Below are 25,110 nucleotides of genomic sequence, written 5' to 3' on the forward strand. Positions count from 1 at the left end.
TGGGGTCATCTCGAGGCAGTGAGAGTAAATAAATAACATGATATCATACACATGAGTCCACTTGACGATCTACTGCAGTCCTATCGCATCGCTGCTGTCACCGAGCGTGAGAAGGGCACCTACCTGGAACGTCTTGCTTGTGCATACCTTACAGCCGACCCGGTTCAGGCAGAGGAATACGCAGACGTCTGGTCATGGTCGGATTGGGCCGCCCAGCACGGCTGGAACGGCAAGGACGTTGGCATCGATCTCGTCGCGAAGCTCCGGAACGAAGAGGGCTATGCTGCTGTCCAGTGCAAATTCTACGGGGCACGGCACCGTATCCAGAAGGCAGACATCGACAGCTTCATCTCGGCGTCCGGCAAGAATCCCTTCGTTCGACGCGTCGTCATCGACACCACGGAAGTTCCTTGGGGCCCCAACGCCGAGGAGATGATCGCAGGTCAGAGCATCCCGGTGGTTCGCCTGTCGCTCACGCATCTGCGCGAGAGTCCGATCGATTGGACGATTTTCGGCATCCGGGGCGAAGCGGTCCTCTCGGCGAAGAAATCCCTCAGGCCTCACCAGATCGAAGCGCTGGAAGCCGTGCGCACCGGCTTGGCCAAGGCCGATCGGGGCAAGCTCATCATGGCGTGTGGCACTGGCAAGACGTTCACCTCCCTCAAGATCGCTGAGGATCTCGTTGGCAAGGGCGGTCGCGTGCTGTTCATGGTTCCGTCCCTTGCCTTGATGTCCCAAACGGTCCGGGAATGGACGAGCGACACGGAGACGCCTCTTCGGTCCTTTGCCGTGTGTTCTGATGCGCAGGTCGGCAAGCGCCGTGTCTCGAACGACGACGCAGCAGAGATCGAGGCACATGATCTCGCCTTCCCGGCCACGACGAACCCCGAACGCCTCGTCGAGAAGGCCGGGCAGGATGATCCGGAGCGGATGACGGTCGTGTTCTCGACCTACCAGTCCATCGGGGTCCTTGATGCCGCGCAGAAGGCGGGCCTCCCCGCCTTCGACCTGATCGTGTGCGACGAGGCGCACCGCACGACCGGCGCAACGCTGGCCGGCGAGGAAGAGTCGAACTTCGTCCGCATCCACGACGATGCCTGCGTCAAGGGGCACAAGCGCCTCTACATGACCGCCACACCACGGATCTTCGGCGATGCGGTGAAGACGAGGGCCGATGAAGAAGCCGCCATCCTGGCCTCGATGGATGACGAGACCCTCTACGGCAAGACATTGCTCCACAAAGGCTTCGGCTGGGCCGTCCAGAAGGGCCTGCTGACCGACTACAAGGTCATCGTGCTGGCCATGGACGAGGGGCTGGTCAGCGCCAGCGTCCAGAAGCGCCTGGCGGACCAGAATTCGGAGCTCGACCTCGACGACGCCACCAAGATCATCGGTTGCTACAAGGCGCTAACCAAGCAGGACCTGAAACAGGACATCTCATTCGACCCGCAGCCCATGAAGCGCGGCCTGGCGTTCTGCAAGAGTATAGCCGCCTCCAAGCTGATCCGGGACGAGTTCGCCAATGTCGTTGCCGAATACACCGGGGATGACGCGCTGATCGAAGACGACGCGTCCTCGTCGCCGGACCGCCTGGACATAGAGATCGAGCATGTCGACGGCACCTTCAATGCCAAGTCCCGCAACCAGCTGCTTGACTGGCTAAAGGCCGACGCCGATGGCAACACCGCCCGTATTCTGACCAACGCCCGCTGCCTTTCCGAAGGGGTCGACGTGCCCTCACTCGACGCGATCATGTTCCTGCACCCGCGCAAGTCGCTAATCGACGTGGTGCAGTCCGTCGGCCGCGTCATGCGGCGCGCCGAGGGCAAGAAGATGGGCTACGTCATCCTGCCCGTCGGCGTGCCGGCCGGCGTGGAGCCCGAGGTCGCTCTGAAGGACAACGAGCGCTACCGCGTCGTCTGGCAGATCCTGAACGCGCTCCGCGCCCATGACGAACGCTTCGACGGCACCATCAACCAGGCATCGCTTGGCCAGGATGTCTCGGATCGCATCGAGATCGTCGGCGTCACCAAGGAATCCGAAGAGCTCAAGTCCATCACCCACGAGGTGACAGAGTTGCCAACCCGCAAGGCGCAACCGCAGGCCGGGCTGGGCAAAGGAGGCGACACCGGCGACATCGTCATCGAGGGCCCGAGCGCCGAGCAATACGAACTCTTCATCGACGAATTCTCCAAGGCCATCATGGCCAAGATCGTCAAGAAATGCGGCACCCGCGACTACTGGGAAGACTGGGCCACCAACATCGCCGAGATCGCGCAGCGCCACATCTCGCGCATCACAGGCATCCTTGCCGAACGCGGCACCAACGCCCGCAATGCCTTCGACGACTTCCTCGCCGAACTCCGCGACGACCTGAACGACAGCATTACCGAGCAGGACGCGATCGAGATGCTGGCCCAGCACCTCATCACGCGCCCTGTCTTCAAGGCGCTCTTTGCCGGGCACCAGTTCACCGACCAGAACCCCGTCTCCCGCGCCATGCAGCAGGTGCTGGACGTGCTGGACGAAAACCGCATCGACAAGGAAACCAAGGACCTCGAGAAGTTCTACGACAGCGTGCGCAACCGCGCCCACGGCATCACCGATCCCCAGGCCAAGCAGCGCCTGATCGTCGAGCTCTACGACAAGTTCTTCCGCAACGCCTTCCCCCGCACGACCGAGAAGCTCGGCATCGTCTATACCCCGGTCGAGATCGTCGATTTCATCCTGCACTCGGTCAACGAGATGTTGCAGGAGCACTTCGGCCAGACCCTCGGGTCGCGCGGCGTCCACATCATGGACCCCTTCACCGGCACGGGCACCTTCATCACGCGGCTGCTGCAATCCGGCCTGATCGCCCCGGAGGAACTGGAGCACAAGTATCGCCACGAGATCCACGCCAACGAGATCGTCCTGCTGGCCTACTATATCGCCGCGATCAACATCGAGGCAGTCTACCAGGGCGAGGCCAAGAAGAACGAGTATATGCCCTTCGAGGGGATCTGCCTCACGGACACCTTCCAGATGTATGAGGGCGACGACGAGCTGGCGCTTTACATGCCCGACAACTCCGAACGCCGGACCCGGCAGAAGGAGCTGGATATCCGGGTGATCGTGGGCAATCCGCCGTATTCCTCGGGACAGAACAGCGCCAACGACAACAACGCCAACGTGGGCTACCCGGGCTTGGATGGGCGCTTGCGCGATACATACGCAGCGCGCTCCACTGCGACCAACAAGAACGCGCTTTATGACAGCTACATCCGGGCGATCCGCTGGGCTTCTGACCGGATTGGGGATGCCGGCATCGTGGCATTTGTGACGAATGCCGGTTGGGTTGATGGCAACGCAGCAGACGGGATGCGCGCGTGTCTGGCAGAGGAGTTCACGGACCTCTACATCTTCCACCTTCGCGGCAACCAGCGCACCAGCGGGGAGAGGTCGCGCAAGGAGGGCGGTAAGATCTTTGGCTCAGGCAGTCGCGCGCCGATCGCCATCAGCGTTTTCGTCAAGAACCCGGACGCGGCAGACCATGGCCGCATCTTCTTCCACGACATCGGCGACTATCTCGACCAAAAACAGAAGCTGGCAATCATCCGCGACTTCGGCGCGGTGAAGGGGATCAGCAATGGCACGGGCTGGGAACGGATCACGCCGGACGACCAGAACGACTGGTTGAACCAGCGCGATGCCAGCTTCGACGCTTTCATGAAGATCGGAGACAAGAAAGACAAATCTGAGCCGGTTCTCTTTGCATCTTATTCCCGAGGTGTAGCAACAGGGCGAGACAGTTGGGTATACAACTCTTCAAAGGCATCTCTGGAAAGAAATATCTCGACCCTAATCGGATATTACAATCACGAGGTCCAGAAACACGCATCCGCATCTGGCGATATAGATCAAGAAGTAGCTGCTGACCCCAAGAAAATTAGTTGGACCCGAGCGCTTTACTCCGATGCAAACAAGCGAAAGCACTTGAGCAAAGACGATGGCCAAGTTGTCTTAGGTCAGTATCGTCCATTTACTCGGAATTGGTTCTATTACAGTCGCAGACTCAACGAAATGGTTTACAGGATGAATGACTTTTATCCTGATGGATCATTGCGGAACCCCGCAATCTGGATTTGCGGTATGAGCGTGCCGACACCGTTTTCTTGCACGATGAGCGATATCGTTCCCAATTCTCAAGGCCCAGAAAAGCCTCAGTGCTTCCCCCTCTACGTATACGATAAACAGAACGAAGAACCGGGCGGCCTCTTCGAAGGTCAATCCTCCGGCCTCCAGCGCCGGGACGCGATCACAGATGCCGGTTTGGCGCATTTCCAGGCGGCCTATCCGGGCGAGGAGATCACCAAGGAGGATCTCTTCTACTACGTCTACGGCCTGCTGCATTCGCCCGACTACCGCGACCGCTACGCCGACAACCTGACCAAGGAACTCCCCCGCATTCCGGCGGTGAAGACCTACGCCGACTTCCGCGCCTTCTCCGACGCCGGACGGCGCCTTGGCGACCTGCATGTGAACTACGAAACGGTGGAGCCATACCCCGTTACCTACAAGCAGGGCACCCCAGCGCTCTGGAAGATCGACGACCCCAGGGCCTTTTACCGCGTCACTAAGATGAAGTTCGGCGGCAAGGCCCGCGACAAAGACAAGACCACGGTGATCTACAATTCGAAAATCACCATGACCGACGTGCCCCTTGAGGCCTACGACTACGTCGTCAACGGCAAGCCTGCACTGGAATGGGTGATGGAGCGCCAGGTGGTCAAGACCGACAAGGCCAGCGGCATTGTCAACGACGCCAACGACTACGCCAACGAAACCATGGGTGACCCGGCCTATCCGCTGGACCTGTTCCGCCGCGTGATCACCGTGAGCCTCGAAACGATGAAAATCGTCCGTGCTCTGCCGAAGCTGGATCTGCCAGCATGAGGTGGATGCGGCTCTTTTTTTGCGATTTTTATGATGCCGTCGATGTCGGTGGCTCAGAGCTTCTCTTGCAGCATGGGCGACCGTCCCGCCTGCCTAGGATATGGCGACACGGTGTGTTCCAGCCGCGGCAAATGCGTCAGCCAGGACGCGGCGTGCTTTGAAAGCTATCAGTGCAACTACGAAGGGTTCACATGCAAATCGAACCTGACAGAGTGCGGCGCGGAATACGATGGCCTGCTGATCCGGTTCAATACACTGGTCGACGACTACAACGAGCTTCTGGAAGAAGCTCATGATATGCGCACAGAATTCCAGACCGCCTTGGAAAATTTGGAGGAAACTAGACGTGATCTGCGGCGATCGGAAGATGTGCTTTCCGACGTCCTCTCATGCATCGAAGGGCTGGGCCGTCTCGATGATCCCGACAACTGCCTACCGTGACGGGTATCTAGTGGTTCTAAAATTAGCACTGGGATGATTGGAGCTGACGTGTTCTGACGGCAGGTGCAGTCATATTGACGCTACGTCATTTGCCCATTTCAGATGCGGTTACACGGTTACAAAACTACATCTAACTTATTGATTTTAATAATCACATGTCGTTGTCCAGCCTCTCACCCAAGTAAACCGGACGCAGTCCGGTTTACGACGGCCGACAGGGGATGCACCGCATCCCCGAAAGGCCCGCCCAGACCAGCCCTGTGCCCCAACCGTCCGCCGCCTCCGGCATTTTTCGCTTGAGAAACAGCCGTCCGTTCATTGGCTTAAAGTGTTTCGCCTTTTACCTGAGCCATCGGCGAAAGGCGAAACGCGTGCAACGATTGCCCGATGTGCTGCATTTCGCGATAAGCTGTCCTTCAGGTTTATCGCGAAACACTTTAGCCGGCCAATCGGTCTTCATTCTGTGCCATCGCGGCAAACTCCAGATGAAAATTCGTGCCGACGCCCAGGGTGCTGTCATAGGTCAGGTCGCCGTGCATCTGACAGGCCAGCCGTTTGGAAATGTGCAAGCCCAGGCCCGAGCCTTGCGTCGAATGCTGGCTCTGGTTGGCGACCTGTCCGAAGCGCCCGAAAACGCGGTCTTCCATCCCCTCGGGGATGCCGTGGCCGGTATCCTTGATCGACAGGCGCAGCTTGCCATTGGTCATGTGCACCGCGCCTTCCACGGTGCCGTTCTCGGGCGAGAACTTGATGGCGTTGGACAGAAGGTTGTCGATGATCTGGCGAATGGCGAAGGCATCGCCCTGGACCAACGCGTGCGAAACGGTGGACTTCTTCACGAGCGTTATCTTGCGCTCCGTGGCGAAGATGCGGTTTTCCTCGATGCTGTCCGCGAGCAGCCTGTCGAGATCGACAGCGTCTTCGTCAAGCTGAAGCGCTCCGATGTCCATCTTCTGCGCCAGGAGAATCTGGTCGATCAGGCGCGAAAGGCGAATACCGTTGCGGTGGGAAATTTCCAGCAGCGCGCGCATCTGGTCGCTCATCTCGCCGATATGTCCGCTAAGGGCGAGCGCAAGGCCGCCTTTCAGAGACGTCAGCGGCGTGCGCATCTCGTGGCTGACCACAGAGACGAACTCGTCCTTGGCGCGATTGGCGGCGTCGGCGGCCCTCAGGGCCTCCTGCAACGAGGTATTTATCGCCATGCGGTCGGTGACGTCGACAAGGGTCACGCTCCATCCCAGGATTTCGGCGGATGGGTTCAGGGGGTTACGGACCTTCTGTATCCGGGGTTCGTAAGCGCGGCGGCCAATCTGCAGGTGCGAGCCATCGGCGGCCGTGGCCAGGTCATCATGCCCCGCGAAAAGGTCGCGCAGCATTTGGGTGTTGCCATTGCCCAGCCCGCGCTTGCGGGCCGCGGCATTCGTCAACACGATGTTTCGCTTCCGGTCGATCAGGACGACTGGTTCGCTGCTCGTGTCGAAGAGGACCGACTTGCCGACCGCGGCCATGTCCATAGTTTTGCTCACCACCAGCATCCAGGAGAACGCCAGAACGCCCAGCGTGAACATGAAGGCGGTGGGATCGAGACCGAAGAAGGTGAAGTCCAGGCCGATATAGGCGGCGTTCACCACCAGCGGCGACAAGGTGATGGCGGTCAGCATGCTCAGCAGGGGCCAGGCGCTCCGCTTGGCCCGGACAAACCCCCTTATCAGGCAAACGAAGGTGGCCATGACGAAGGTGTAGAGCAAGGCGATGATCGTGAAAAAGCCCGGCCCGTGAACGTATTCGATCTGCTCGCTGCCGACCGGAAGCATCGTGTCCCCGGTATAGACGAGCTGGTGCCAAGGATTTGTGGCGACCACGGCAAATATTCCCAGCGTAACGCCAAGCAGAAGCGCGGTTGCGCGACGCGTGCGGACCCAATCGGCGCCTCCGACGTAATTGAAGACAAAGTAGCACCACGAGGTCGTCACCAATCCGTGCCCCAGCCACGCGAGCGTCGCCCATTGCATATTGCAGGCATACGTCGCTGACGCCGCCTCGAGACCAACGCAGAGGAGCGCCCACATGACACCGATGAAGGTGAGCGCATAGAAGCGCTTTCCGTTGAAATCCTGCGATTTCAGGGTCCAGATCATGGTGAAGGCAGCAAGTGCGATCACCGCCACGGCCACCAGGAAGACCGGGCTGGAGAATGCTCTTTCAAAGCAGGTCATGGAAACCCCAATTGCAAAATACCGAGTTAAAAAGACACTCGAATTTGCTTAGAATACGGCGTCATGGTGACCTTTTGCTTCAACCCCGGTGGAGTGGGTCAAAAATACCGCTGGCCACGCTATGACTTTTTCAAGCCTTTGCGGAAAAATGCAAGGGATGTGGCGCCCGGACAATCGCATTTAAGCACACAAGCAATTCGGGTTCGGCAGGTGCATCGAACCAAAGAGCACTGTCTATTACCCAAAATCGTACTGATGATCGCTCCAAGCGTCGACATCTCGCAGAATGTTAATGTGCATCACATAACGATTGCAGCGCCGAATTCCGCTTTCGCAGGCATGAAAGCCCAATTGTTTTCGCAACCTGCCTTGTCGATGACCGCGAAACAATAAAGGGCAGCCACAGGTTTGGCTGCCCCGAGGGGAACCGATATCACCAGACCCGGTCGAGCACCGAAAGCCAGTTCTCGCCCATGACCTTGCGTATCTTGGACTCGGACCATTTAGCCCGCTCCATTGCGGCGGTCAGGTTTGGGAAATCAGCGATGCTTTCGAGCCCATCGGGAAATTCGACATCCCAGATCTCGGTCAGTTGCCGTCCCGTGCCCTTGTCACGATTGAGATACTCGAAAAAAGGCTTGCCGTATCCCACGGTAAAATCTGTGCCGAAGCCGACCCGGTCCTCGCCAACCAGGTTCACGACGTAGTCGATCGCGCTGACATAGTCGTCTACGGTCGAGTCGTTTCCGCGCGGCAGGAAAGGCGGAAACATGGTGACGCCGACGAACCCGTCATGATCCGCGATAAGGCGAAGCTGCTCATCGGTCTTGTTGCGAGGGTGCGCCTTCAGACCATGCGGCAGACAATGGCTGTAGGCGACGGGACGTCGAGAGGCGCGGATCACGTCTTCGGACGTTTTCGGGCCGACATGGGAAAGGTCGCACAGCATGCCCACCCGGTTCATTTCGGCGACGATGTCGTGACCGAAATCCGAAAGACCGCTATCGGTGCTTTCATAACAGCCGCTACCGACCAGATTCTGCGTGTTATAGGTCATCTGAACGATGCCCACGCCCTGCTGCTTGAACAGCTCGACGAACTCCACCCGGTCTTCGAACGCGGTCGTATTCTGAAACCCCAGGACGATTGCCGTCTTCCCGTCTTTCTTGGCGCGGCGAATATCCTCTACGGAAGTGGCCTTCGTGATCTGGTCCTCATGCTCGGAAAGCATTCGGTTCCACGCGCCGATATTGAGCATGGTGTCGCGGAAATTCTCCCACACCGAACAGGTGCAGTTGGCGGCTGTAAGACCACCCTTGCGCATCTGCCCGAAGACTTCGCTGCCCCAATTCGAAATTATCAGCCCGTCAAAGACGATGAGATCTTCGTGGAGGTTGTTCTTGGTCATGTTCTTTCCATTCTCAGAGGTAGATGTTCTTGATGATCGCGTCGTGGTCGTGCTCCATCGCCTTGACGTCGCCACCGTCCACCACGACCCCGTCGCGCAGGACGATGAAGCGGTCCGCCGCGCGGAAGGCGAGCTTGAGGTTCTGTTCCACCATCAGCAGGGTGACGCCCTCGGCCTTCAGCCCGTCCATCAGGACAGCGATCTCTTCGCAGAACTCGGGTGACAACCCCCCGGAGGGTTCATCAAGCAGCAGCAGACGCGGTCGCGACATGAGCGCCCGGCCAATGGCGACCATCTGCTGTTCCCCGCCCGACAATGTCCGCGTGGCCTGCTTGCGGCGTTCGGCCAAGCGCGGGAAGCGGCTGTAGACGCTGTCGAGGGTCGCCGCGGACTCCTTGCCGCCCCGGCGCATGGCGCCCAGACGCAGATTGTCCTCAACCGACAGGTCCGGAAACAGATCGCGCGCCTGGCTGACCTGTGCCACGCCGTGGGCAAAAACCTGGTGCGGCGCAAGCTGGGCAAGCTCGGTGTCGCCAAGCATCACGGATCCCGAACCGGGGCGCACAAAGCCACAGATCGCGTTCAGGGATGTGGATTTGCCCGATCCGTTTGCGCCCAGAAGCGTCAGGCATTCGCCTTTGAGGATGTCGTAGCTGGCGCCACGCAGGATCGGTTTCTTGCCGTATGCGACGTGAAGGTCGCGTATTTTCATCAATGTCTCAGGCATGTCCAAGATAAGCCTCCAGCACGGCGCGGTCTTCGCGGATTTCTGCGGGGGTTCCTTCGGCGATGCGCTGGCCTGCCGCCATCACCATGATCCGGTCGGCCCCGGCCATCACCAGTTCGACCGCGTGCTCGATCAATAGGATGCCAACACCCTTTTCGCCGGCCATACGATTGATGATGTCCATCATCTGGTCCCGCGCCAACGGGGACAGGCCGACCGCTGGTTCGTCGAGCAAAAGAACCGGCGGCTCGGAGGCTACGGTGCGGACGATCTCGACGATACGTTGCTGCCCGCCGGAGAGATCCGCAGCCCTTGTGTCTGCCATATGATCCATCTGCATGAGCGACAAAAGCTCGCGCGACTTGGCGATCATCTCGCGTTCCGACGCCAGGGCACGTCTGCGCCCCAAGATCACGTCCAGGAAAGAGCCGTGGGTCTGGGCGTGCAGACCCGTCAACACGTTCTCGAGAACCGTCAGTGCGGGAAAGAGCCCGCCGTTCTGAAAGGTCCGCCGGATCCCGTGTTCGGCGATGCTGTGCGGCGAGAGCCGGGCAACGTCGTGCCCCCTGAGGCGCACGCTTCCGCCGCTGGGCCGGACATAGCCGGAAATGGCATTGAAGAGCGTCGTCTTGCCGGCGCCGTTCGGGCCGATCACGGCCGTGATCTGTCCCGCCTCGAGGCCGAGCGATACATCGCGCAAGGCGTGCAGGCCGGCGAACTGGACATCGAGAGACTCGACTTCGAGAAGCTGCGTCATCGGTTCATTCCCTGTAGTAGCGTTCGACAAATATCGGCGACAGCTTGCGCAGGAGGCTTGCCAGCCCCTCGGGTAGCGCCAGAAGCACACCGATCACGATCAGGCCGAAGAACAGCTCTTCCATGCCGGGAAAACTGCGCAGGTATTCGGGCAGGATGGTCAGCGTGGCCGCACCCAGCACCGCGCCGATCACAGAGCCGAGCCCCCCCACCAGGACCATCGCGAAGCTTACGATCAGGTGAAGCATCCCGAAGCTCTCGGGGAAGACGTAGCTTGTGTGCAGTGCAAAGAGCGCCCCGGCGCAGCCCGCGACGAAGCCCGACCAGATGAAGGCGAAGACGATGATCTTCGCGGTCGGAATGCCCAGCGACGCGGTGGCGACCTCGTTTTCCCGGACGGCCATGACCGAGCGCCCGATGCGGGATCGCAGCAAATTCAGCGTCGCCTTGAACAGCAGAACCGCGACAGCCAGGAAGATGTAGAACTTGGCGTGATCCCCGGTCAGCGATATCCCGAAGATCGACTGCGCCGGGAGGCCCATGCCATCCGTCCCGCCGGTGACCGATTTGCCGTGGACATAGAGCCAGCGCATCAGTTCTCCGAAGGCCAGCGTGATGATCGCCAGGTAGTAGAGGCGAATACCGCGCAATGCCGCCGCCGAGGCGAGAAAGCCCCCCGCCGCGCCCGCCACGCCGGCGAGCGGGATGGTCAATATCCATGGCAGGCCGAAGGCGTTGACGAGGATGGCGGAGCCATAGGCGCCCAGGCCGAAAAGCGCGGTGTTGGCAAAGGCCAGCTGGCCGAGATTGCCGATCACGAAATTGAAGCCCAGCGCGACGAGTGCGAAGATGACGATGCTGTTGGCGATGAACTGCACGTAGGCGTTCGCGACCAGCGGCAACAGCAAAAGCAGCAGCGGAAACGCCCAGAACAGGACGGTGCGAAAACGAAGTTGGGAAGCTGTCGGCATCATGGCATCACACCTTCACTACGGCTTTGCGCCCGAAGAGACCCTGCGGCCGGACAAAGAGAACGATCACGATCACGAGGTAGGCGGTGATATCGATCAGGGCGGAGTCGATATAGGCCCCGGCATATTGCTCGCTCAGGCCCAGAAGCAGGGCGCCCAGGACCGCCCCGTAGAGCGAGCCGAAGCCGCCCAGGGTCATCGCCGCGAAGCCCTTGATCAGGAAACTGGCGCCCAGGTCGGGATGCAGGAGCGAGATCGGCGCGATCAGGATACCGCCGATTGCGCCAAGCGCTGCGCCTATGCCCCAGGTGAAGTCGTTGAAACGGTCGACATTGATGCCGATCAGCTGCGCGCCGCGTGCGGACTGATAGACCGCCTGAACCATCTTGCCGATATCCGTAAGTGCAAGAACACTGAAGAACACCACCAGCATGATCGCCGTGGTCGACAGGATGAATATCGCGTCGCCCGTGATGATCAGGTCGCCCAGAAAGATCGGGTCGATGTCGAAGACGCGCGGCATCGGCAGGACCTCCCGGCCCCAGACGATGCGGGCAATCCCCCGAAATACGTAGCCCGCCGAGATGCACATCAGCGCGAAACCGATATGCGGGCCGCCCCGGATGGGCCGGATGAGCCCCCGGCTGAACGCCAGCCCCAGAAGGAACATCGCGACGACCGCCAGCATGGCCGCGGGCACGAAGGCGACGCCAAGCAGGACCACCAGCACGTAGCTGATAAAGGCACCCGCCATCACGAAATCGCCGTGACCGAAGTTGACGATCGTGGTCGAACGGTAAACGATCGTGAGGGACAGGGCGATCAATGCATAGATCGCACCCTGAGAGATCCCACTGATCGTGAGTTGCATCAGCATTTCCAAAACTCCCTGAAGAGACGCTGAGGGTCAGTGACCCTCAGCCTTTGCTTGGATGGATCAATAGGGCGTGTTCCAGGCGCTCAACACGGTGGGCTCGCCATCCACGAACCCGGCAACGGCCGACCCCTTCACGCCCTGATGGTCCGTCTCGCTCCATGTGATCGGCGCGGACAGCACACCCGTCTCAAAGCTCTCGATGCCTTCCATTGCGTCGATCAGTTTCTCGCGCGTGAGATCGGGCCCCGCGGCCTCGAGTGCGGCGACGAGCGCCTTGGCCGAGCCGATCGAGACGAAGCTGAAGGTCGAAAGCTCTTCATCCGGGGCGTATTCGGCCAGGATGTCACGCACCGGCTGAAGCTTCGGCCCGTCGAGGTTGTCGACATAGGAATGGATCACGAAGTAGTTCTTGACCGTCTCGAAGTCGCCCACGCGCTTCAGCGTGTTCTCGAGGTCGGTGCCGGCCGTGCCCATGACGGGGATATCGCCCAGCCCGTATTTCTTTAGATCGCGCAGGAAAATCGCCGTTTCGGCTTCGTAGATCGCGGCGATGATGAAGTCCGGCTCCGCTTCGCGCAGCTTGAGGATTTGCGCGGTCGCATCCGTTTGTCCGCGCTCCATCGTAAGCTCGGCGACCGGCTCGATACCATTCTCGGAGAGATACTCCCTGGCCGGGTTGGAATAGCTGTGCGCCCAGTCGTTCGAGTGCTCGATGATCGCGACGCGTTCCGTGTCGGGCTTGGACAGCACGAATTGCGCCATGGCGCGTCCGTTCGCGGAGCCGGTCGGCACGCCGTGAAAGATATTCCTTGCCAGGGGCTCCGAGATGGAGTCGCTCACGGCATGGGCCACCAACCAGGGCAGCCCCGCCTCTTCGACCACCGGACGGATTGCAACTGCCACGCCGGAGCAGGAATTGCCGTGCAGCATGAAGACCTCGTCCTGGTGAATGAGCTTCTTGGCCGCGGCGAGCCCCTTGCTGGGGTCGCACGCGGTATCCTCGGGTATCGCGACCAGCTTGCGACCGTGCACGCCACCTTCCGCGTTGACCTTGTCGTAGTAGGCCATCATCCCGACCAGCGCCTTGCTGTAGGAAGACGCGTTGCCGGAAAATGGCCCCATGACGCCGATGGAGATGCTGTCGTCGGTGACACCGGGCACATCCTGCGCCGTGGCAGGCAGGCCGGCCATGACGAGGGCGGCAATCAATTTCAGGCTGTTTTTCATTTCGTATTCTCCAGTCTGTTGGATTTCGAGGATGCTGGCTACAAACAAACCAGTCTGTTTTTTTATTTTGAAACCGTTACTTTACGATCGGCGCGACCTTTTCTTGAAGAAGATCGGCCATTTCTTTCAGCATGTCGTTCAGGAACTCTCTGTCGGGACGCAGAACCGCCTGAACCGCCATGCCGCGGCACATGTTCATGACGATGTTCATGATGACCACAGGGTCCGAATTCGATCCGGTCGCCGGAGCAAATGTGCTCCGCCAAATGGATTCGAACCGATTGTGAAGCGAGAATATTGCAGGCTGCAGGCGCCTTTGCAGTTCTTCGTCGCCACGCGCCGCCACGATTATCTCGAGAGAAGCGTAAAACCAGTCGCCCTCGAGCATACGTTTCCAGACAAGGCTCAGGAACTCGTCGAGGCTGACCTTACCAGAGCGCAATTCAGCGGCCAGTTTCGCCAGGCCTTCCGCGAAGCCGTCGAACATGTCCTCGGTCGCGGCGACGATCAAGTCGATCTTTTCAGGATAGTGATGCGTCTGAGCACCGCGTGATACGCCGGCACGTTTGGCGATACCAAGTGAGGTCGTGTTGGAGTAACCAACCTCCATCAACAGATCCACGGTCGCCTCGTGCAGGCGCCTGCGCGTTCGATCGCTGCGTTCGGTCTGGGTTCTACGAGTCTGTTTCAAGAGATTCGACATACCGACCAGACTGTTTGTAAGTTGGCGGTTCTGTCAAGAATTTCTTTTCAGGAGGTGTTTTCCGGGGTCGAATACGAAAACTGAAACGACATTCTCCATCATTTGCTCGGGGAAACGAGCACGCGTCTTTCTTGATCCACGGTCACAAGTCTGCATCTGACCTATTGTTTTAGGACACACGGCGATGCACCGCCTCCCCGCAAGGCCCGCACAGACCAGCCCGCGCCCCAACCGTGCGCCGCCACCAGAATTTTCGAAAATTCTGACCCGGAAAATTCGAAATTTTCCGCCCCAAATTTTTCCACGAAAAATTTGCCCGCGTCTCAGCCCGCGCGCGCCCATTGCAGCTGCTCGTCGGTCTCCACCGCGCAGGGCCGCACCGAGCGCAGCCGGGCCAACGCGGCCTCGGCCTCCTCGCCCGCCTCGACCATCAGGCGCAGGGCCGCCATGCCCGACCGCCCGCACCCGCCAAAACAGTGGATCAGCACGCGCCCGCCGCCTTGCAGCGCCGCCAGCGCGGTCTTGCTGGCCGTATGCCATTCCTCGATCCGCTCCTGTGCCGGCACGCCCATATCCTCCACCGGCAGGTGGATCCACCGCGTGCCCTTGTCCTGGATCTCGGCGCCCATGTCGGCAAGCCCGTGCGTGACCTGCTCGGACACCGTCGTCATCGACACGACCAGCGCCGGCTTCCAGTCCGCGAGGTGCTGCAGATCGTCCTGCCAGTGGCCGCCCCGTCCCGGCATCGGCGCGATGCCGAGGATCCCCTCGGCCACCGGCAACGCGTAGATGACGAAATCCGACATACGCCCGCGCCCCTCAGAGGCGATCCGCCGCGAAAGTGTCACAGGACCGCACGGCACCGCTCTCATAGCCGGTCGCGAACCAGCGCGACCGCTGCTCCGACGTGCCGTGGGTAAAGGTATGCGGCTGCGGAACCCGCCCCGCGCGTTTCTGCAGGTGGTCGTCGCCGATCCGCCGCGCCGCGTTCAGCGCCTCCTCGATGTCGCCGGGCTCTAGCAGCCCTTCGACCGACCGCGCCCAGACCCCCGACAGGCAATCGGCCTGCAATTCCAGCCGCACGGTCAGCCGGTTGGCCTCGACCTGGCTCGCCTGCTGCCGCGCGCGGTTGACCTGCGGCAGGATTCCCAGCTCGTTCTGGACGTGATGCGCCACCTCGTGGGCAATGACATAGGCGGCGGCGAAATCTCCCCTGGCCCCCAGCTCCCGCGACAGCGTGCCGAAGAACTCGGTATCCAGGTACGCCTTGCGGTCCGCCGGGCAGTAGAACGGCCCCGTCGCCCCCGACGCGCCGCCACAGGGGCTTTGGGTCACGCCCGAATACAGCACCAGCACCGGCGGCACGTAGGTCTCGCCCAGCTGCGCCTCGAACACACCTGTCCATACTTCCTCGGTGGTGGCCAGCACGCGCGACGTGAATTCCGCCGCCGCCTCGTCCTCGGCGCTGATCTCGCGCGGTGCCGTCTGCTGGCCGCCCGCCCCCTCCAGAAGCGGCGTAATGTCGATCCCTGTGAAATACCCGATCGCCAGCACGATCAGCAGCCCGACACCACCAAGGCGCAGCCCGCCGCCGCCCATGCCACGCCGATCCTCGATATTCCGGCTGCGCCGAAACCCTTTCAACCGCATGATGTCCCCCCAAGGACGATATACCGCAACCAACATAGCCCGGTTTTCGTTCATTCGGATATACTGAATTTCAAACGGAAAATCCCGACGGAGCCGCACATGCCCCAGGACGATGCCGACCACGGCGAGCAGGACAAGAAAACCAGGTGGGCCGAGAACCGCACCGACTGGGCCTCGGACCGCACGATCCTGGCCAACGAGCGCACCTTCAACAGCTGGATGGGCACCGGTCTGGGCGCGGTCGGCGTCGCCATCGGCCTCAAGGCCGTCTTCGGCGATTTCGAACCCACATGGGCCGCCAAGGCCGTCGCCTCGGTCTTCCTCGGCATCGCCATAGTCGTCTTCTGGGCCGCCCGCCACCAGGCCCGCAAGACCATCAGCAGCATGGAAACCCACGATGCCGCTCCAATGCCCACCCGAAACTTCACCCTGCTGGCAAGCCTGATGACGCTGGCCACTCTCGCCGTCGGCGCCATCCTCTGGAGCCTATGATCCCCGCACCCCCTGCTGGACCCCGGCGCGTGCCGCCTCTACTCTGCTCGCAAATCCGAATCCCAAAAGGCGTGGCATGAGCGAGACCCAAGACAGCGGCTACCAGGTTCTGGCCCGGAAATACCGCCCCGAGACCTTTGCCGATCTCGTCGGACAGGACGCCATGGTGCGCACGCTCAAGAACGCGTTCGAGGCCGACCGCATCGCGCAGGCCTTCATCATGACCGGCATCCGCGGCACCGGAAAAACCACTACCGCCCGGATTATCGCCAAGGGCATGAACTGCATCGGCCCCGACGGCAACGGCGGCCCCACCACAGACCCGTGCGGCCAGTGCGAACATTGCAAGGCCATCATGGAAGGCCGGCACGTGGACGTGCTGGAAATGGACGCGGCGTCGAATACCGGCGTCGGCAACATCCGCGAAATCATCGAAAGCGTGCACTACCGCGCCGCCTCGGCCCGCTACAAGGTCTACATCATCGACGAGGTTCACATGCTGTCCACGGGCGCGTTCAACGCGCTTCTGAAGACGCTCGAGGAACCCCCCGCGCACGTCAAGTTCATCTTCGCCACCACCGAGATCCGCAAGGTCCCGGTGACGGTCCTCTCGCGCTGCCAGCGCTTCGACCTGCGCCGGATCGAACCCGAGGTGATGCTCGACCTCCTGCGCCGCATCGCCACCGCCGAAAACGCCCAGATCGCCGAGGATGCGCTCGCCCTCATCACCCGCGCCGCCGAAGGCTCGGCACGCGACGCGACCTCCCTGCTCGACCAGGCCATCTCCCACGGCGCCGGAGAGACCACCGCCGAACAGGTCCGCGCCATGCTGGGTCTCGCCGACCGCGGCCGTGTCATGGATCTCTTCGACCTCGTGATGAAAGGCGACGCAGCGGGCGCCCTGACCGAGCTCTCCTCGCAATACGCCGAAGGCGCCGACCCCATGGCGGTCCTGCGCGACCTGGCCGAGGTCACCCACTGGGTCAGCGTGGTCAAGATCACGCCCGAGGCCGCCGAGGACCCCACCATCGGCCCCGACGAACGCACCCGCGGCGGCCAGATGGCCGAGGCCCTGCCGATGCGCGTGCTCACCCGCATGTGGCAGATGCTGCTGAAGGCGCTGGAAGAGGTGGCCGCCGCGCCCAATTCCATGATGGCCGCCGAGATGGCGATCATCCGTCTCACCCACGTGGCCGACCTCCCCACGCCCGAGGATCTCGTGCGCCGCCTGCGCGACAACCCTCCATCCGGGCCTCCCTCCGGCCCCGCGCCCACGCCGCCCTCCGGCGGCAACGGCGCATCCCACGGCGCGCCCGCGCCCCAGTCCGGCCAGTCCGGCCAGTCCGGCGGATATGCCCCGACGCAAACGTCCGGCGGCGGCCATGGCGGCGGCGTCACCGCGCTCGCCACCCAGGCCGAGGCCGCCCTGGCGCATTACCCCACCTTCGACCACGTGGTCGAACTCATCCGCGCCCACCGCGACGTGAAACTGCTGGTCGAGGTCGAGACCTGCGTGCGCCTCGCGGCCTACCAGCCGGGCCGCATCGAGTTCGTCCCCACGGATGCCGCCCCCACCGACCTGGCCCAGCGCCTCGGCACCCGCCTGCAAACCTGGACCGGCAACCGCTGGGGCGTCACCGTGGTCAACGATGGCGGCGCCAAAACCATCGCCGAGGTCCGGGACGCCGCCCGCAACGCGCTCGAGGCCGAGGCCCGCGAACACCCGCTGGTGCAAGCCGTCTTCGCCGCCTTCCCCGAGGCCCGCATCGACGACATCCGCACGCCCGAGGACATCGCCGCAGAGGCCCAGGCCGACGCGCTGCCCGAGGTGGACGAGGAATGGGACCCCTTCGAAGAGGACTGACCCCTGTCGCCCCCGCCGCTCAGGGCCGTCGGACGCACGCCCTGACCGCGAACCGATCCAGGGCGGTAAAATCGTCGGCCCGCGCCCGTGTGTGACCAGCGACACGCGCTCGGGTTCTGGCAGGCCCGGCGCGACCTCCAGCGCGTAGACGTAATCGTCCCCGGCCATGTCCATCCGGCACGCACCGTCGCAGATGAACACGTACGGCAGATCGTCCCCGTACCCCGTCCGTGTCTCAAGAAAGGCGGAATGGACCGCACCGTCATGGGCGTACATGCGCAGGACACTCGAAACCAGGCTGGTGCCGCCCCCCGGCGCCAGGCTGCATTCTGTCACCGCCGCCGCTGCGGGCCACGGCGCCGCCAACACGCCGGCACACATAAGGTGTCGCACCATGCCTCGTCCTTCCAATTGACCGTCCCCGGTAATACGCTCAACTCGGACCCGCTCAAGGAAAGTCTTGCCCGATGCGCCGCTACACCTGCCTGTCGATCTGCGCCGTGCTGCTGGCCGCCCTGCCCGTGCCCGCCCGCGCGCAGGAGGTCTGCGCGCGCGTCCGCCCCGACTGGGACGGCGCGCCCGTGCCCGCGTGGGAGGAAGCGATCCTGCTCTTCGGCACGCCCGCCTCCCTGGTGCTGCTCCTCGCCTCCGCCCTCGTCCTGCGCTTCCGCAGCGCCTGGGGCGCGCTCGCCGTCTTCGTCGGGTGGAGCCTGCTGGTCTCGGCCTTCACTCTCTTCGACCCCACCGGCGGCCAACGCATCGCCGCCGCTGCCGAGGGATGCATCGGCTCGCCAGTGCTCTTCATCTCGATCGTCATGGCCATCGGCGTGGGCCTGCTGCTCTATACCGGCAAACCGAAAGACGACACGCCCCGCTCCTGACGCACGCAGCGCCTCATTATCGCCCAAAACCGCTGCTATCTTCCAGCGCCGGGGCAAAGGTGATGAAATGTCAGTCGGATTCAACAGACCCTCTCGCGACTACGCGCAGTTGCGCCGGTGCCACCGCTGCGCCGGCTCGGGCCAGGCACCCTGCCAGGTCTGCTTCGGCCAGGGCACCACGCACCGGCGGACGGACCGCTTCGGCAAACCCGTCCACGACCGCTGCGACGGCTGCTTCGGACGCAAGACAACCCGCTGCGGCCTGTGCAACGGCGACGGCTTCATCTCCTGACCACCGCCTGCGTAGGGTGGGTGAAAACCCACGCGCACACTCAATCCCCATGGACACACCCCACCCCGCCGTCCTACCCTTCGACGCATGACAGACACACCCGAACACCGCTGGCATGACATGGGCGGCCAGCCCGCCGGCCCCATCCCGATGGAAGGCCACGATTTCGCGCTGTGGGAAAAACGCGTCGACGCGCTCATGGTCCTCTGCGGCGCCAAGGGCCTCTTCACCGTCGATGGTCTCAGGCGCGCGCTCGAGGACATGGGCGAAGACGCGTTCGAGAAATACTCCTATTACGACCGCTGGATCGCCGCCACCAACCAGAACCTCATCGGGGCGGGCGTCTACACGCTCGAGGAACTGGGCCAACGCATGGAAGAAGTCGCCCGCCGCGGCGCCACCTATGGCGAGGCGCAGGAATGACGCCCGCCGGCACGAAGGTCCGCGTGAAGACGATGACCCCGCCGGGCCATGTCCGCGCGCCGTCCTACCTGCGCGGAAAGACCGGCAAGGTCGAGCGCGTCCTCGGCAGCTTCAGGAACCCCGAGCAACTCGCCTACGGCCTGCCCGCCCCGGAAAAGACCCTCTACCGCGTCCGCTTCACCATGGCGGAACTCTGGGGTGACGCGGCGGAAAACCCCGCCGACACCGTCGACGCCGAGATCTACGACCACTGGCTGGAAGAGGCCTGACGGACATGCCCCACGACCACCACGATCACCTCTCGCCGTCGGGCCACCCCTACCGACAGGACAACGACGCGCCCCTGACCTATTTCCAGCGCATGGAAATCGCCGTGCGCGAGCTTCTGATCGAAAAGGGCCACCTCACCGCGGCCGAGATCGCCACCCAGATCGACGCGATGGATGCCCGGTCGCCGGCCAACGGCGCCGCCGTGGTCGCCCGTGCCTGGACCGACCCGGACTTCAAGGCGCGGTTGATGGACAACGCCGGCGACGCCACCCGCGAGATGGGCTTCGACATCGGCCCCCTGCACCTGGTGGCGGTCGAGAACACCGCCGACACCCACAACATGATCGTCTGCACGCTCTGCTCGTGCTACCCGCGCAACCTCTTGGGCCTGCCGCCCGACTGGTACAAGACCCGCGCCTACCGCTCCCGCGCGGTGCGCGAACCCCGCGCGGTCCTGCGCGAATTCGGCGTGGAGCTGCCCGAGACCACGCGCATCCGCGTCCACGACAGCACCGCCGACATGCGCTACATCGTCCTGCCCGCCCGGCTCCCGGGCACCGAGGGCATGGACGAGGCCGGGCTGGCCAAGCTGGTCACCCGCGACTCGATGATCGGCACCGGCCTGCCCCTCGCGCCTGAAAACACTTGAGGCAGCCCCGCCCCCGGCGTATCCCCTGTCCATGAGCCGCGAGACCGAAAAAATTCCCCTCGGCGAACGCCTGACCGGCGCGGCCCTCGTCGCGCCCATCCGCCTGGCCCGCCTGTTGCCCTATCGCTGGCGTATCCCCTTTGCCGCCTGGCTGACGACGCGCGTGCTGGCGCCGCTTGCGGGCTACCGCAAACGCGTCCGCGAAAACCTCGCCCTCGTCCGCCCGGACCTGTCGCGCGCAGAAGTCGAGAGCCTCGCCCGCCGCGTCCCCGACAATGCCGGCCGCAACATGATGGAGCTCTACTCGCCCGAGTTCCCCGACAACGCCCGCAAGTCGCCGGTCGTCGGCCCCGGCCTGCCGGATGTGCGCGCCGCCCGCGACGCCGGCCGCCCGGTCATCTTCGTGACCGGCCATTTCGGCAGCTTCAACGCCGCGCGCATGGCGATGATGGAACAGGGCTTCAACATGGGCGTGTTCTATCGCCCCATGGCCAACCGCCCGTTCAATTCGCATTATGTCCAGGCGATGGCCGACCTCTCCGAGCCGATGTTCGAACAGGGCCGCAAGGGGATGATGCAGATGGTCAAGCACCTGCGCTCGGGCGGCGTGCTGGCGATTCTCAACGATCTCAACGCCCATGACGGCGTGCCGCTCGATTTCTTCGGCAAGCCCGCGCTGACATCGCTCGCCACCGCCGAGATGGCACTGAAATTCGACGCTCTTCTCGTCCCGGTCTGGGGCCTGCGCGACCCCGACGGACTGCACTTCACCATCCAAACCGAGACGCCCATCGCCCATTCCGACCCGGTCACCATGACCCGCGAATTCAACGCCCGGCTGGAAGCGGCCGTGCGCGACAACATGGAACAATGGTTCTGGATTCACCGCCGCTGGAAAGACGGCACCGGCCCGCTGGCCGACCGCGGCGCCGACTACCTGCGCGAACTGGAAGAAAAAGCCTGATCCGAAGGTGCGGCTGTGCCGCGCTCTATTCGTTTAATGAGGGGCGCTGCCCCTCAAACTCCCCCCTCAAACTCCCCGGAGTATTTCCAGCAGGAAAAGCCCGGACCACTCCAGCTCTTCCTCTGGCCATAAATATCCCCGCCGGAGGCCTGAAACTCTTATCGTCTCACGTCCATTTCGCCACCGGCGGCAGGCTCATCAGCACCGCATCCGCATCATGCCCCGTGGCCAGGCCGAACTTGGTGCCCCGGTCGTAGACAAGGTTGTATTCCGCATAAAGCCCGCGATGAACCAGCTGCGCCTCCTTGTCGGCCTCGCTCCATGCCTGCGCCCGGCGTTTCTCGACCAGCGGCAGATAGGCCTTCAGAAAGGCCCGCCCGATATCCTGCGCGAGGGCGAAATCCGCCTCCCAGTCGCCGGTATTCCGGTCATCCATGAAAATGCCGCCCACGCCCCGCGCCCGGTGGCGGTGAGGGATATAGAAATACTCGTCCGCCCAGGCCTTTAGCGCCGGATAGATTTCGGGCCCGTGCGGATCCAGGTGCGCCTTCTGCTGGTCATGGAAATGCGCGGTGTCCTCGTCATACTCTATGCAGGGATTCAGGTCCGACCCGCCGCCGAACCACCAGGCGTGCGGCGTCCAGAACATCCGCGTGTTCATGTGCACCGCCGGCACGTGCGGGTTCTGCATATGCGCCACAAGGCTGATCCCGCTGGCCCAGAAGCTGGGATCGTCCGCCATTCCCGGCACGCCCCGCGCGGCCATCGCCTTCTGCGCCTGCTCTCCCAGCTGGCCGAAGACTTCCGACACGTTCACGCCCACCTTCTCGAACACGCGCCCCCCGCGCATCACGCTCATCAGTCCGCCGCCCGCGTCCGATCCGTCCTCGCTGGTGCGCCTGGTCGGCTTCACCTCGAACCGCCCCGGCGCCGCGTCCGACATCGGACCGCTCTCGTGGCTGTCCTCCAGCGCCTCGAAGGCCGCGACGATCTCGTCGCGCAACTGGTGAAACCACGTCGCCGCGCGGGATTTCTGTTCTGTCATGTCCGTCATGGTACTTCCTTCGGCCGGGCCGCCCGCAAAGGCGGACGAGCGGGCCTCATTAGTGCGCGGGCGCCGAGACCGGGTCAAGCAGCGACCGGCCGCCATCCACCGTCATGATCTGCCCGGTCATGAAGCTCGACCCGTCGCAGGCCAGGTACTGCACGGCCTCGGCCATCTCGTTCGGCGCCGCGATCCGGCCCAGGGGCGTATGCGCCTCGATATCCTCGCGGTAGGTCTTGTTGTCGCGCAGCGTGTCCTGCAGCGACGCGCTCATGACCGAGCCGAACGCCACCGCGTTCACCCGGATCCGGTGCGGCGCCAGCGCCACGGCCAGGCTGCGGGTCATCTGATCCACCGCCGCCGAGGCGATGGAATAGCCCAAAAGGTCGGGATGCGTCCGCCGCCCGGCGATCGACGACAGGTTCACGATCGAGCCCACCGGCCCCTCGTCCCGCCCTTCCGCCTGCTTGATCATCCGCTTGGCCACAAGCTGGCTCAGCCGCAGCGCCGTCATCAGGTTCTGGTTCAGAAGCTGCTCCACCGCGTCGTCGTCGGGGTTCAGCGGATCCGACGGCAGCAATTGCCGCCACGCGTTGACCAGGACATCCACATCCTCGTAGGCGTCGATCGTCGCCGACAGGAGATTCGCCAAGGTCAGCTTTTCCCGCAGGTCGCCCGCGAACCATCGCTTGCTGGCGCCATCCTCGTTCTCGCCCAGCTCGTGCTTGAGTTGCTTTTCGTTGAGGTCCGCGAACATCACGTTCGCCCCCTTGTCGACGAAATGCCGCCCGATGGCGAGGCCCACGCCACTGGCCGCGCCGGTCACGATGACCGTCTTTCCCTGTATCGAAAAGGACATGGCTCGATCTCTCCCTGATGGCCCGCCCGGACCGTTCTAGCGCAACTCAGCCCCGGGTGCGAGACGGTCGTGCCGCCTGCACGATCTTGAAGCGGTTGTCGCCGCCGATCTCGCGCACCTCGCCGTAGGCCGCCGCAAGATCGCCCTCGTAAGGCAGGTGTCGGTTGGCCACCATGTAAAGCTGCCCGCGCGGGCTCAGCATGCGGGCCGCCGCCCGGATGAAGGCGCGTCCCAGCTCCGGGTCACTGGCCCGCCCGATATGAAAGGGCGGGTTCATCACCACCGCATCCACCGGCCCCGGCGCGGTCCAGCCCCGCGCGTCGGCCCAGTGAAATTCGGCCCGCGCGTCGCTCACGTTCTCGCGCGCGCAGTCCAGCGCGACGCGATCGGCCTCCACAAGGTGCAGCGCCTGCACGGCGTCGCGCCTCAGCACGTGATGCGCCAGGTACCCCCAGCCCGCGCCCAGGTCGACCACCTGCGCGCCCAGCTTCTCGGGCAGTGCCTCGGCCAGCAGGCGCGAGGCCGGGTCCACACCGTCGGCCGAGAAAACACCCGGCGCTGTGACGAACGTCTTTCCGTCATCCTCCACCGTCGTGCTGTCCGCCAGCGCCCAGTCCGGGAAATCAGCGCCCGCGCCGATGCTGAAAAGCTTGCCATGCGCCTTCGACAGCGGCGCGGACACATCGGACCTCTTGCGGCAGGCTTTCAGGATCGATTCGATCCCGTCCGTCTTGGTGCCGTCCACCACGACGATCCCGTCGCTGACGCCCGCGGCCTCGGCGATCAGCCCCTGGCACTGCGCCTTGGCCCGCGTGGCAAAGACCAGCGCCGCGCCGTAGCGCCCCTCGGGCGCCAGCACACAGTCCCATCCGGCGGCCTGGAACGCCTCCCAGTCGGGCCGGAACCGGGTGATGATCTGCGTGCGGTCCTTCGGCAGCGCCGACAGGTCCGCCCCCGTGCGCGGCGCGAACACGGCCACCCGCGCGCCCTCGGGCCACGCGATCGTGCCATCCTCCACGGCCAGCGACAGGCGGGATGCCGTGCTCACCCTATTCCTTTTCCATGGTGCATTGCAGCGGATGCTGGTGACGCCGGGCGAAATCCATCACCTGCCCCACCTTGGTCTCCGCAATCTCGTGGCTGAACACGCCCACGACCGCGACGCCCTTCTTGTGCACGGTCAGCATGATCTCGAACGCCTGCGCGTGATTCATGCCGAAGAACCGCTCCAGCACCGCGACGACGAATTCCATCGGGGTGTAGTCGTCATTCAGCAGCAACACCTTGTAAAGCGGCGGCCGCTTCGTCTTGGGCTTGGTATCGACGACCACGGCGGCATCGCCGTCGCCGTCATCGTCCTTGCCCGACATGATCACCTGGTGCTGCATCAATCCCCGTGCTGCGTATGGCGTTTCGTGAGCGGTTTATATAACTTCCCTGAAGCGTCTGAAAAGGGGGCG

The 25,110-nt window shown here is 63.1% G+C and carries 25 protein-coding genes; 11 read left to right on the top strand and 14 right to left on the bottom strand.

The genetic code is table 11. The features are described 5' to 3' along the window. Positions 1-51: 51 nt before the first annotated feature. Positions 52-4,935, top strand: a complete 4,884-nt coding sequence (locus tag FIU85_RS08885) for a type ISP restriction/modification enzyme (RefSeq protein WP_152496631.1) — start codon at positions 52-54, stop codon at positions 4,933-4,935. A 72-nt stretch (positions 4,936-5,007) separates the two neighbouring features. After that, positions 5,008-5,376, top strand: coding sequence for a hypothetical protein (locus FIU85_RS08890; RefSeq protein ID WP_172978848.1), 369 nt, complete (start codon positions 5,008-5,010; stop codon positions 5,374-5,376). A gap of 437 nt (positions 5,377-5,813) precedes the next feature. Here the strand turns inward: FIU85_RS08890 and FIU85_RS08895 are convergent, their stop codons facing one another. Next, positions 5,814-7,592 carry a histidine kinase N-terminal 7TM domain-containing protein gene (locus tag FIU85_RS08895; protein ID WP_152496633.1) on the bottom strand — a complete coding sequence of 593 codons (1,779 nt, stop codon included), beginning with the start codon at positions 7,590-7,592 and terminating at the stop codon, positions 5,814-5,816. 63 nt (positions 7,593-7,655) lie between these two features. Here FIU85_RS08895 and FIU85_RS08900 point away from each other — a divergent pair, with 63 nt between their 5' ends. Next, entirely contained in the window at positions 7,656-7,985 is a 330-nt protein-coding gene (locus tag FIU85_RS08900; protein WP_152496634.1) for a hypothetical protein, read from the top strand. Positions 7,986-8,025: 40 nt separating this feature from the next. Here the strand turns inward: FIU85_RS08900 and FIU85_RS08905 are convergent, their stop codons facing one another. The 9 genes from FIU85_RS08905 to FIU85_RS08945 form a co-directional block, all read right to left on the bottom strand. After that, positions 8,026-9,000: a dipeptidase gene (locus FIU85_RS08905; RefSeq protein ID WP_152491077.1), complete on the bottom strand. Its 975-nt coding sequence runs from the start codon at positions 8,998-9,000 to the stop codon at positions 8,026-8,028. Between the two features lie 13 nt (positions 9,001-9,013). After that, on the bottom strand, positions 9,014-9,712 hold the full coding sequence (locus FIU85_RS08910; RefSeq protein WP_172978849.1) for an ABC transporter ATP-binding protein: 699 nt from the start codon (positions 9,710-9,712) through the stop codon (positions 9,014-9,016). A 7-nt stretch (positions 9,713-9,719) separates the two neighbouring features. Then, on the bottom strand, positions 9,720-10,484 hold the full coding sequence (locus FIU85_RS08915; protein WP_152491075.1) for an ABC transporter ATP-binding protein: 765 nt from the start codon (positions 10,482-10,484) through the stop codon (positions 9,720-9,722). 4 nt (positions 10,485-10,488) lie between these two features. Next, positions 10,489-11,454 (bottom strand): branched-chain amino acid ABC transporter permease, encoded by a 966-nt coding sequence (locus tag FIU85_RS08920; RefSeq protein ID WP_254703034.1) that lies wholly within the window; start codon positions 11,452-11,454, stop codon positions 10,489-10,491. A gap of 7 nt (positions 11,455-11,461) precedes the next feature. Further along, entirely contained in the window at positions 11,462-12,331 is an 870-nt protein-coding gene (locus tag FIU85_RS08925) for a branched-chain amino acid ABC transporter permease (protein WP_152491073.1), read from the bottom strand. A 60-nt stretch (positions 12,332-12,391) separates the two neighbouring features. After that, complete coding sequence (locus FIU85_RS08930; protein WP_152496637.1) at positions 12,392-13,558, bottom strand: ABC transporter substrate-binding protein; 1,167 nt, start codon at positions 13,556-13,558, stop codon at positions 12,392-12,394. Between the two features lie 76 nt (positions 13,559-13,634). Next, a complete protein-coding gene (locus FIU85_RS08935; protein WP_152496638.1) occupies positions 13,635-14,261 on the bottom strand; it encodes a TetR/AcrR family transcriptional regulator in 627 nt (208 codons plus the stop codon). A gap of 323 nt (positions 14,262-14,584) precedes the next feature. Further along, positions 14,585-15,067, bottom strand: coding sequence for a protein-tyrosine phosphatase family protein (locus tag FIU85_RS08940; RefSeq protein WP_152491070.1), 483 nt, complete (start codon positions 15,065-15,067; stop codon positions 14,585-14,587). Positions 15,068-15,080: 13 nt separating this feature from the next. Continuing rightward, entirely contained in the window at positions 15,081-15,911 is an 831-nt protein-coding gene (locus tag FIU85_RS08945; protein ID WP_152491069.1) for a neutral zinc metallopeptidase, read from the bottom strand. A gap of 99 nt (positions 15,912-16,010) precedes the next feature. On the opposite strand from FIU85_RS08945, the gene FIU85_RS08950 reads away from it, so the two are divergent. The 8 genes from FIU85_RS08950 (at position 16,011) to FIU85_RS08985 (ending at position 21,746) form a co-directional block, all read left to right on the top strand. Next, positions 16,011-16,403, top strand: a complete 393-nt coding sequence (locus FIU85_RS08950; protein WP_152491068.1) for a YidH family protein — start codon at positions 16,011-16,013, stop codon at positions 16,401-16,403. 76 nt (positions 16,404-16,479) lie between these two features. Continuing rightward, the gene (locus tag FIU85_RS08955) at positions 16,480-18,267 is read left to right on the top strand and encodes a DNA polymerase III subunit gamma/tau (RefSeq protein WP_152496639.1); all 1,788 of its coding nucleotides are present in this window, start codon (positions 16,480-16,482) and stop codon (positions 18,265-18,267) included. 467 nt (positions 18,268-18,734) lie between these two features. Further along, positions 18,735-19,148 (top strand): hypothetical protein, encoded by a 414-nt coding sequence (locus FIU85_RS08960; protein WP_152496640.1) that lies wholly within the window; start codon positions 18,735-18,737, stop codon positions 19,146-19,148. Positions 19,149-19,215: 67 nt separating this feature from the next. Next, the gene (locus tag FIU85_RS08965; protein WP_152496641.1) at positions 19,216-19,440 is read left to right on the top strand and encodes a hypothetical protein; all 225 of its coding nucleotides are present in this window, start codon (positions 19,216-19,218) and stop codon (positions 19,438-19,440) included. Positions 19,441-19,527: 87 nt separating this feature from the next. Continuing rightward, positions 19,528-19,863 (top strand): SH3-like domain-containing protein, encoded by a 336-nt coding sequence (locus tag FIU85_RS08970; RefSeq protein ID WP_254703035.1) that lies wholly within the window; start codon positions 19,528-19,530, stop codon positions 19,861-19,863. Further along, complete coding sequence (locus tag FIU85_RS08975; protein WP_152491063.1) at positions 19,860-20,132, top strand: SH3-like domain-containing protein; 273 nt, start codon at positions 19,860-19,862, stop codon at positions 20,130-20,132. The genes FIU85_RS08970 and FIU85_RS08975 overlap by 4 nt, the downstream gene beginning before the upstream one ends. A gap of 5 nt (positions 20,133-20,137) precedes the next feature. Further along, on the top strand, positions 20,138-20,782 hold the full coding sequence (gene nthA, locus FIU85_RS08980; protein WP_152496642.1) for a nitrile hydratase subunit alpha: 645 nt from the start codon (positions 20,138-20,140) through the stop codon (positions 20,780-20,782). Positions 20,783-20,813: 31 nt separating this feature from the next. Then, positions 20,814-21,746, top strand: coding sequence for a lysophospholipid acyltransferase family protein (locus FIU85_RS08985; RefSeq protein WP_152496643.1), 933 nt, complete (start codon positions 20,814-20,816; stop codon positions 21,744-21,746). 166 nt (positions 21,747-21,912) lie between these two features. Here FIU85_RS08985 and hemF read toward each other — a convergent pair whose 3' ends face one another. The 4 genes from hemF to clpS are packed head-to-tail and all read right to left on the bottom strand — an operon-like array spanning position 21,913 to position 25,038. Then, a complete protein-coding gene (gene hemF / locus FIU85_RS08990) occupies positions 21,913-22,800 on the bottom strand; it encodes an oxygen-dependent coproporphyrinogen oxidase (RefSeq protein ID WP_152496644.1) in 888 nt (295 codons plus the stop codon). A gap of 49 nt (positions 22,801-22,849) precedes the next feature. Beyond that, the gene (locus tag FIU85_RS08995) at positions 22,850-23,650 is read right to left on the bottom strand and encodes an SDR family NAD(P)-dependent oxidoreductase (protein ID WP_152491059.1); all 801 of its coding nucleotides are present in this window, start codon (positions 23,648-23,650) and stop codon (positions 22,850-22,852) included. A gap of 46 nt (positions 23,651-23,696) precedes the next feature. Continuing rightward, the gene (locus FIU85_RS09000) at positions 23,697-24,698 is read right to left on the bottom strand and encodes a class I SAM-dependent methyltransferase (protein ID WP_152496645.1); all 1,002 of its coding nucleotides are present in this window, start codon (positions 24,696-24,698) and stop codon (positions 23,697-23,699) included. Between the two features lies 1 nt (position 24,699). Continuing rightward, positions 24,700-25,038: an ATP-dependent Clp protease adapter ClpS gene (clpS, locus tag FIU85_RS09005; protein WP_103763109.1), complete on the bottom strand. Its 339-nt coding sequence runs from the start codon at positions 25,036-25,038 to the stop codon at positions 24,700-24,702. Positions 25,039-25,110 lie beyond the last annotated feature (72 nt).

This window comes from Roseovarius sp. THAF8, from assembly GCF_009363735.1.
GTDB lineage: Bacteria > Pseudomonadota > Alphaproteobacteria > Rhodobacterales > Rhodobacteraceae > Roseovarius.